This is a genomic window from Phormidium pseudopriestleyi FRX01 (genome assembly GCF_017313335.1).
Taxonomy (GTDB): Bacteria; Cyanobacteriota; Cyanobacteriia; order Cyanobacteriales; family Laspinemataceae; genus Laspinema; species Laspinema pseudopriestleyi.
In genome coordinates this window covers 1-2,906 of the sequence record NZ_JAFLQW010000559.1, presented here as the reverse complement: position 1 = coordinate 2,906, position 2,906 = coordinate 1, and the positions used below count along the sequence as shown (strand labels likewise).

General features: G+C 45.4%; 5 protein-coding genes. All 5 read right to left on the bottom strand.

The features are described 5' to 3' along the window. The coding region (locus J0895_RS21285; RefSeq protein ID WP_207090002.1) for a glutamate synthase subunit beta at nucleotides 1-714 on the bottom strand (714 nt) is incomplete at its 3' end. Nucleotides 715-1,155: 441 nt separating this feature from the next. Further along, on the bottom strand, nucleotides 1,156-1,365 hold the full coding sequence (locus J0895_RS21280; protein WP_207090001.1) for a hypothetical protein: 210 nt from the start codon (nucleotides 1,363-1,365) through the stop codon (nucleotides 1,156-1,158). Nucleotides 1,366-1,410: 45 nt separating this feature from the next. After that, on the bottom strand, nucleotides 1,411-2,058 hold the full coding sequence (locus J0895_RS21275; protein ID WP_207090000.1) for a Uma2 family endonuclease: 648 nt from the start codon (nucleotides 2,056-2,058) through the stop codon (nucleotides 1,411-1,413). 120 nt (nucleotides 2,059-2,178) lie between these two features. Further along, nucleotides 2,179-2,406 carry a hypothetical protein gene (locus J0895_RS21270; RefSeq protein WP_207089999.1) on the bottom strand — a complete coding sequence of 76 codons (228 nt, stop codon included), beginning with the start codon at nucleotides 2,404-2,406 and terminating at the stop codon, nucleotides 2,179-2,181. A gap of 296 nt (nucleotides 2,407-2,702) precedes the next feature. Next, a partial coding sequence (locus tag J0895_RS21265) for a hypothetical protein (RefSeq protein ID WP_207089998.1) occupies nucleotides 2,703-2,906 on the bottom strand: 204 nt, incomplete at its 5' end.

The window sequence follows — 2,906 nt, the reverse complement described above, 5'->3', positions numbered from 1 at the left end:
CTCCTGCATCAGTTGTTGCGCGGTGATATCTTTGCCCACTTCTGTATTACAGACAAATTTCACCCCTTCATCTTCCAGGAGTTTAATCCGGCGTAATACCACTTGTTCCTTATCCAGCTTCATGTTAGGAATGCCATACATGAGCAATCCACCGGGGCGATCGGCCCTTTCATACACGGTGACCCCATGTCCGACCCGGTTCAACTGCGCTGCTGCTGCCAATCCAGCGGGACCGGAACCGATCACAGCAACTTTTTTACCCGTGCGTTTTTCCGGGAGTTCCGGGGTAATCCAACCCTCATCCCATCCTTTATCGGCGATGGTATTTTCAATATTTTTAATCGTCACCGGGGGGTTAGTGATGCCTAGGACGCAGGACCCTTCACAAGGGGCCGGACAGACGCGACCCGTGAATTCTGGGAAATTGTTCGTTTTGTGGAGGCGATCGAGCGCTTCATGCCACAGACCCCGATACACCAGGTCATTCCATTCCGGGATCAGGTTATTCACCGGACAACCGCTTGCCATCCCACTGATCACAATGCCAGTATGACAGAACGGAGTGCCACAATCCATACAACGCGCCGCCTGGGTGCGGAGTTTGTCCTCCTCCAGATGCAGGTGGAACTCGTCCCAGTTGCCGATGCGATCGAGTGGGTTCAGTTCAGACGGTAATTCGCGCAGGAATTCAATAAAGCCAGTGGGTTTTCCCATCGTTAGTGTCCTCTGTTCAAGATACGGTCAGGGTTAGGGGTAATTGGCGGGATAGGCAGACGGTCAAAACTGTACAAGCGATCGCTGACAAGCCGTTTGATTCTACAGGTTTGCCGTATTTTATCATTGCCTTAATTGAAAATGAATATCGAATTGTTAAGCAATGCCCTATAGATTCCCCCTTCAAAAATCCAGCCAATCCGCCTCCCAAGCGGATTCTCTCCCCCTCCCCCCCGCAAATCTCCCGGGATTCCAAATGTTATCATTTTCCAACATTTTGCCCGTCCCGAAGCCATCATCACACTGGGTTGAGGTGCAGCTGTAGAGTCCGTCACAACACCTATTTATTGCATTGGTCCCCCAATTCTGCTCCCTGAGGCATCGGGGCGATCGCCTTTAAACTGGATAAATCCGCCGAACCCACAGGGAACGCGAATCACCTCACTTTTTGAGTAACTCAGCATAAATATCATCCTCAGTGTTGTCCCAGACATCATTCAAAGAAACCTGACTAGCCCGTTGCCAAAACTCAGAGTCATCAGGAGGAATCAAAGTCACCAATACCTGCGTTCCGTCCTCCAACTCGGCAGACTCAAGTCGCTCAATCTTCCCGGCTTTAACCCTAACCCAAATTGTTCTAATCCAGTTCATGAGTCTCTCCAGTTCACAACCTTAGTATAACTCATTTCTTCCTCACTAGCTTGCCTCAATCCTCCCTCTCACCCAAGCGCGAAACGCCTTAATCGCCTTATTTCTACCTTCAACTTTACTTTGTTCTAAATACTGAGGAATCACCTCACCCAAAGGCAACCCAGGGAAATGAGGACTTTCACGCATCTGAACATATTGCCCCCCTTGCAACACATTGATTTCCAACTTTGTACCGTCAAACCGCCACAGTTCTCCAACCCCTAATGCTTCATAATTATTAAACCGAGTCCGAGCAGTTATATCAATTTCAATCGCCAAATCTGGCGGTGGATCTATCGTTAAATCAATCCGCTTTTTACCCCGGATAGCTGCCTCATTTTCAATGTAAAAGCAGCTATCGGCTTCTAAACCCTGTTGCATCTTTTCATTTTTAAATGTAGTAGAAGCGAGATTTCTAAACTCGATATCTAGTTCTTCTAGTAACACTTCCACCAAGTTACTGATAATTATTTTATCATCTTCATGTTCCGGTAATGGCACCATGACTTCTAAAACCCCCTGACTATAATTAATCCGCACACTTGGTTTTTCAGCATACTCTTCTAACAGTTGTTCATACATCGGCCAAGTGATATCAGTCATCAAGAGTTGCCGACCCGGTGAGACAATGATTTGTTTAATTTTAACTTGCATCGTTTCCTCCAATAGTAATCGGTCATGTTAACTTAAGGTTTAGTCTTCAAGCGTTTGTAAAAAATCTTCGAGTGTCAGTAAGTTTACATCGTTTTTAAACAACAAAAGACATAACGAATGTTAATCATCATTTAAAATCGAGTCCAATATTTCCGGGGTCAACCCTCTTTCTTGGGCTTTGCTACTAATATCGCTCATCAGTTCTTCTAAACTTTCTTTTGAGCGAGTTGCTTCAGTCAACTTTAAACTCAGCAATACCTCTAATTTTCGTTGCTGTTCTTCGGAGGCATTTTCAAAGATTCGGGCCGCTTCGGCATTAACGCGAATCGTAATTGTTTTAGTTTCCATATCCAGTATTTGTTTGATTTTTACTCAATTATATCCTTTTAGTAGAACAGGCGATCGCCTTTGCTGATGAGATGGATTATGGCATCGGAGTCTCAACAAACCTGATAATCAGCCAATCTTTACAAAGCGCCGATCGCAGACAACCGAAGATAAGGCGATCGCCCAGTCGTCGATGCCGCCTCTAATTTACTCCTTTCCTCGTTCCCAGGCTCTGCGGTGGGAATGCCAAACTGGAGGCTCTGCCTCCTATAAACCACTCTTAATCATAACACCAACTAATCAATTTTACCGAATCATCAATAATTTTCCCAAGTTGTCCCCTTTAATTTATGAGCTAAATCCTCCGCATCCCTGACATTTAATTTGCTAATATCAAAGTATTGTTTACTACCTTGCATCCCCCCTGGACTTGCTTTCACAAAATCAGTGGGATGTAAATCTGCCAGAATAAACACTCGTGCCGGATACCAGGAATTATCGATTTGACGGCGGCGAATTCT